Here is a 5,891-nt window from a genome sequence, read left to right on the forward strand (position 1 = left end):
GCGGAACCAGCGCGTCGCGGTGTCCGTCAGCAGGCGCTCGAAATCGGCATTACGCGTGGCGCGCGCGTAGCCGAGCGACAGCGTCAACGCGAACGCCATGTTGAAGTGCGTCCCCACGCGCAGCGGATACGTCGACTTAGGCAAGAATTCCTCGAAGCGTTCGACGAAGGCATCGGCGAGCGGCTGGAGCGTGCGCGCCCAGCGACGGCCGTCGTCGGACTGCATCGAATGCAACTGGGCCGCGAGCGCGAGCAGCCACGCCCAGCCATACGGACGCTCGAAGCCGCGCGCGGCGGGACGTCGAAGATAGGCGACTTCGGCGGCGACGTTCGCGTCCGTGACATGCTCGTCGATGACCGCGCGGATCTGCGCGGCCTCGGGGATTGAAGGAAAGCGATCGAACAGACGCGCGATCAGCCAGTAGCCGTGCACGCACGAATGCCAGTCGAAGCTGCCGTAGAAAATCGGATGCAGCGCGCGCGGACTTTGCACGTCGTCGGCGCTCGCCATGACGTGATCGAGCTTGTTCGGATACTCGCGCGTCAGATGCCCGAGCGCGACGCCAGCGCGTCGTCCAGATGAATCGCCTGCTTGTTCATGCGCACCTCGATAAAAGCGTCGTTCGTGGATTGCGTCACTTTATCGATAAATGGTCGATAAAGTCTCATGTAAGGGTAACTACCGAGTCGCGTGCGACGTGCCGACGACGAGTTCCGATGAAAGCCCCGCGAAGGCTTTTGCCGTAAGCCTGCGCGCGTCGCCGGACAAACGGCTCCGCACGCGAGCGCCAAAATTTCGCACGTCTAGTCGTGCTTTCCTCGCCCCAGCCGCGCGCGCTTTCCCGCGAATCGTCGTATAAACTTGCGCCCGAACGCCCGCAGAGCGGTTCGCCCCGGCTTTCAGTCAGCGGGCCTGCCCAATTTATCGAGACCAGAGATCGCCAATATGACCGACCTTCCCGAAGCCACTGCAGCAGACACCCGGCGCCGCGTTTTTGCGATCGTCGGCGCATCGTCGGGCAATCTCGTCGAGTGGTTCGACTTCTATATCTACTCGTTTCTGGCGCTGTATTTCTCGGGTGCGTTCTTCCTGGGCGGCAATCCGACCGTACAGTTGCTGAACACCGCGGGCGTCTTCGCGGCGGGCTTCCTGATGCGTCCGATCGGCGGCTGGCTGTTCGGCCGTATCGCCGACAAGCACGGCCGCCGCAACGCGATGATGATCTCCGTCCTGATGATGTGCGGCGGCTCGCTCGTCATCACCTTCCTGCCGACTTACGCCAGCATCGGCGCGTGGGCGCCGTTCCTGCTGCTGCTCGCGCGATTGTTCCAGGGCTTGTCGGTCGGCGGCGAATACGGCACCAGCGCGACCTACATGAGCGAAGTGGCGCTGCGTGGCCGACGCGGTTTCTTCGCCTCGTTCCAGTACGTGACGCTGATCGGCGGCCAGCTCGCCGCGCTGCTCGTACTCGTCACGCTGCAACTGTTCCTGTCGACGGAAGAGCTCAAGGCCTGGGGCTGGCGCGTGCCGTTCTTCGTCGGCGCGTGCGCGGCGCTGATCTCGCTCTACCTGCGCCGCTCGCTCGATGAAACCACGACCGCCGAGATTCGTCATCGCAAGGAGGCGGGCACGCTCGCCGGGCTGATGCAGCACAAGGCCGCGTTCATGACCGTGGTCGGTTTCACGGCGGGCGGTTCGCTGATCTTCTACACCTTCACGACCTACATGCAGAAGTATTTGGTCAACACGGCCGGCATGCACGCCAAGACCGCCAGCAACGTGATGACCGGCGCGCTGTTCGTGTACATGCCGCTGCAACCGCTGTTCGGCGCGATGTCCGATCGCATCGGCCGCCGCAAGTCGATGCTGTGGTTCGGCGGCCTTGCCACCCTCTGCACCGTGCCCTTGCTGCACGCCTTGTCCGGCGTGACGAGTCCGTTCATGGCCTTCGTGCTGGTGGTGATCGCGCTGGCCATCGTCAGTTTCTATACGTCGATCAGCGGTCTGATCAAGGCGGAAATGTTCCCGCCCGAAGTGCGCGCGCTGGGCGTCGGGCTGTCTTATGCCGTCGCCAATGCGGTGTTCGGCGGATCGGCGGAATATGTGGCGCTGTGGCTGAAGCAGGCGGGCATCGAGTCGGCATTCTTCTGGTACGTGACGGTGATGTGCGCAATTTCGTTCATCGTGTCATTTCGTATGCTCGACCCGAGCAAGGAAGGATATCTGCGCAACGAGCCGTAAAATTGCGCTCCGAGCCGCGCGGCGGGCAATCGGCTTGTTTTGGCCGATTGCCATTGGCGCGGACCCTAATGTCCGTCGGACTTGCTGATAGCGGTAGTATTGGTGTTTTATGCGGTATGCAGCTTTACGAGGGGCCGTGCAGGACGCGGCCAACACGCGCGGCGCCCACTCAAGGCGCCTGGTTCTGGGAACCGAACGCGCGTGCGCGCGATATTACGCGCGCGAGCGGGATGAAAATCGGGATGAACGCACTCGGCGCGATGGTTTGCCTGCCAGGAGCCTGTTCATGGAAGATTTCGACGAAACACTGTTTCTCGTCTGGCGAGCCAACTTGAAGGTGCTGACCGGTTCACCGGGCGGCGCGGGCCGCCTCGCGCGCATGATGAATTTCTCGCCGTCGTTCATGAAGCTGATCGTCGCGGGACAGCGGGATTTCAACGAAGAATTCGTACGCGGTATCGAGCTCGTCACGGGTTTGCCGCCGCACTGGATGGACGACCGCCGCGCCGCCGAGGAAGTGCCGGCGGATGTGCAGCGCGCGCTCGACGAAGAAACACCCGTCGCGGTGTTTCGCGGCACGGCGCATCCGCAGCCAAAGCGCTCGATCCTGCGCGGCCCCGAGCCGTTGCTGTCGCAGACCGAAGCCACGCGCCGCGTCGCGGATATTGCGCAGCAGCAGGCCGAGGCGAATCGACGCGATCTGATTTTTCGGAAGAATCGCGAATTGCTGTCGCAGGATTTGCGTCGGCTGGAGCGGCAGTTGAGTTTGCTGCAAGTCGACACGATGCAGCCGAAAGTCGACGAATTGCTCGCCTCCGATCGCATGAGCGAAGCCGCCAAGGCCGATCTTTCCGGCCGGCTGGAGCAGGTCGACAAGCACGTCAAGCTGCTGCATCAGCATGTGGAGAAACTCGTCACGCTGCTGTCGGCCCGGACGATGTCAACGGCGGCGAGTGACGCGCAACGCTACTTCTTGATGCCCCGCTGTTCGTCCTCGGTTTCCGGCTCGGGATGCACGGCGATCGGATCGCTGGCCGGAAAGGTCTCGTCCAGCGCTTCGTCGAGCAGTGCTTCCGCGTCGGCGGGGTTCGGTTCCTTCGCTTGGTCTTGCGGGCGTGCCTTCGTCATGATGCGCTCCACGATGCAGGTTCCTCGATCATCTCAATATAACAGCGTCGATAGACGCCCGCTGCCGGCGCGCGCGGGGCGTCAGCGCGCGCGACGATAATCGGCGGGCCGCACGCCGGTCCATTTACGGAAAGCGCGCCGAAACGCGTTCGGCTCGGCGAAACCGAGCGCATCGGCGATTTGCGGAATGGTTTCCTGCGTATCGGCGAGACGCGAAATGGCGAGATCGCGGCGCAGCGCGTCCTTGATCGCCTGCACCGTCAATCCTTCCTGTTTCAGCCGCCGTCTGAGCGTCGCTTCGCCCATGTTCAGCGCCGCCGCGATGCGATCGGCCTCGGGCCAGTCGGACGGCCGCGTCTGCCGCAAGCGCTTGCGCACGCGCGCCGCGATCGAATCCGGATTGCGATACTTGACGATGAAATTCGCCGGCGCTTCGCGCAGAAAGGTCTTGAGCGTAGCCGTGGTCTGCACGACCGGAAGCGCCGCGCATTCCGGCGACAGATCGACGTACGTCTGCGGCTGATCGAAGTGCAATGCGTCGCAGAACATGAGGCGATTTTCGTCGCTATCGGCCGGTTCCGGGCAGCGCAGATGCGCCGCCAGCAGCGGCACGCGCCGCCCGAGCAGCCAGCACAGCAAGCCGTACACGAGGATAAAACCGGTCGCGTACGCGAACATGCTCTTGGGCGCATGCGCGTCGATCAGCCGGATGCGCACGCGCGCGTCGTCGACATCGATATCGAAGCGCAGTTCGTCGAGCACCAGCCGCATGAAGCCCGCGATGCGCGTCAGCGCCTGCGCGCCGTCGCGTGCGCCGATGGCCGCGTGGCACATCAGCACGAAGCTGCCGTGCCGCATCGGATGCGGATCCTGGCCGAAGAATTCGTCGTCGAGTGCATCGGCGATGGCGTGCTACAGCTTGCCGTACTGCACCGGCGACACCCGCGCGCGCGGCGATTCGAGCATGCCCGGCGCGATGCCCGCCGCCGCGAGCAGTCCGCCGCGCGCGATGCCGCGAGCCTCGGCGCAGCGCAGCGCTGCATCGACGAGCGTGATCGAGATGGAATCGCGCTCGTAACCTTTTCGTTGGGTTGGGGTTGTCACTAGGTGGCGAAAGCGCTCAGTTAGCGTGATCGTTTCGGGCATTGGCCAAGGTCCGGCGATTGCCTAGACTCGTGCAGACGTGGCGCGGCCGCATCGCAGTGTAATGGAAGCCGAACGAGGCGATGCGCGCGTCCTCCCGAAGAACACGCCAAAGGTTGAACCATGATCGACAGTTTTCTCACCGAAGAGCAGCGCATGATTCGCGACGCGGCGCGCCAGTTCGCCACCGAAGTGCTCGCGCCGAACGCAAGCCAATGGGACAAGGACGGCGCGATTCCCGATGCCGTCGTGCGCCAGTTGGGCGAACTCGGCCTGCTCGGGATGATCGTGCCCGCCGAACTGGGCGGCACCTTCAGCGACTACACGGCCTATGCGCTCGCGATGGAAGAAATCGCGGCGGGCTGCGCATCGTGCGCGGCGCTGATGAGCGTGCACAACTCCGTCGGCTGCGGGCCGATCCTCGCTTACGGCACCGACGCGCAGAAGGCCGAATGGCTGCCGAAGCTCGCGAGCGGCGAAGTCATCGGCGCATTTTCGCTGACCGAACCGCAAGCGGGCTCCGAGGCCAACAATCTGCGTACGCGCGCCGTCGAGCGCGATGGCAAGTGGATCATCTCCGGCAGCAAGCAGTTCGTGACCAACGGCAGTCGCGCGGGCATGGCGATCGTGTTCGCCGCCACCGATCCGGAGCAGGGCAAGCGCGGCATTTCCGCGTTCATCGTGCCGAAGGATGCGCCCGGTTTCGTCGTCGGCGCGCCGGAGCACAAGCTGGGCATCCGCGCATCGGATACATGCCCGCTCACTTTCGACGACTGCGCGATTCCCGCCGCGAATCTGCTCGGCAAGCGCGGCGAAGGTTTGAAAATCGCGCTGTCGAATCTGGAAGGCGGACGCATCGGGATCGCGGCGCAGGCGCTGGGCATCGCGCGCGCGGCGTTCGATGCGGCACGCGCCTATGCCAAGGAACGCGTGCAGTTCGGCAAACCGATTCACGAACATCAGTCAGTCGCGAACATGCTCGCGGACATGCAGACGGAAATCAACGCGGCGCGGCTCCTGATTCTCCACGCGGCGCGCATGCGGACCGAGGGCATCGCGTGTTTGTCGGAGGCGTCGCAGGCCAAGCTGTACGCATCCGAAATGGCCGAGCGCGTCTGCACGAAAGCGATTCAGATTCACGGCGGTTACGGCTATTTGCAGGACTATCCGGTCGAGCGACATTATCGCGACGCGCGCATCACGCAGATTTACGAAGGCACGAGCGAAGTGCAGCGCATGGTGATCGCACGCAACGTTTAGCCGTTTGGCAGGCCGTCGATAATAAAACAGGAGACATGCATGAGCGCCCAGGCTTTCATTGCAGCACGAGACTTTCTGCTTGCCCATCGCACCGATTACGCCGCCGCGTATGCCGTTCG

The 5,891-nt window shown here is 63.9% G+C and carries 4 protein-coding genes and 1 pseudogene; 3 read left to right on the forward strand and 2 right to left on the reverse strand.

All coding sequences use genetic code 11. The annotated features are described in order from the left end of the window. The coding region (locus BVER_RS26035) for a DUF2891 family protein (RefSeq protein ID WP_232316801.1) at positions 1-546 on the reverse strand (546 nt) is incomplete at its 3' end. Between the two features lie 399 nt (positions 547-945). Here BVER_RS26035 and BVER_RS26040 point away from each other — a divergent pair. Beyond that, positions 946-2,241 carry an MFS family transporter gene (locus BVER_RS26040; RefSeq protein ID WP_050455721.1) on the forward strand — a complete coding sequence of 432 codons (1,296 nt, stop codon included), beginning with the start codon at positions 946-948 and terminating at the stop codon, positions 2,239-2,241. A 286-nt stretch (positions 2,242-2,527) separates the two neighbouring features. Then, positions 2,528-3,469, forward strand: coding sequence for a hypothetical protein (locus BVER_RS26045; RefSeq protein WP_232316799.1), 942 nt, complete (start codon positions 2,528-2,530; stop codon positions 3,467-3,469). Here BVER_RS26045 and BVER_RS26050 read toward each other — a convergent pair. Then, a pseudogene (locus tag BVER_RS26050) lies at positions 3,451-4,515 on the reverse strand (AraC family transcriptional regulator). The gene BVER_RS26045 and the pseudogene BVER_RS26050 sit on opposite strands and share 19 nt — an antisense overlap. A gap of 123 nt (positions 4,516-4,638) precedes the next feature. Here BVER_RS26050 and BVER_RS26055 point away from each other — a divergent pair. Further along, positions 4,639-5,772: an acyl-CoA dehydrogenase family protein gene (locus BVER_RS26055; RefSeq protein ID WP_050455723.1), complete on the forward strand. Its 1,134-nt coding sequence runs from the start codon at positions 4,639-4,641 to the stop codon at positions 5,770-5,772. The last annotated feature ends 119 nt before the right edge of the window (positions 5,773-5,891 follow it).

The sequence above is a fragment of the Candidatus Burkholderia verschuerenii genome (assembly GCF_001189365.1).
Lineage (GTDB): Bacteria > Pseudomonadota > Gammaproteobacteria > Burkholderiales > Burkholderiaceae > Caballeronia > Caballeronia verschuerenii.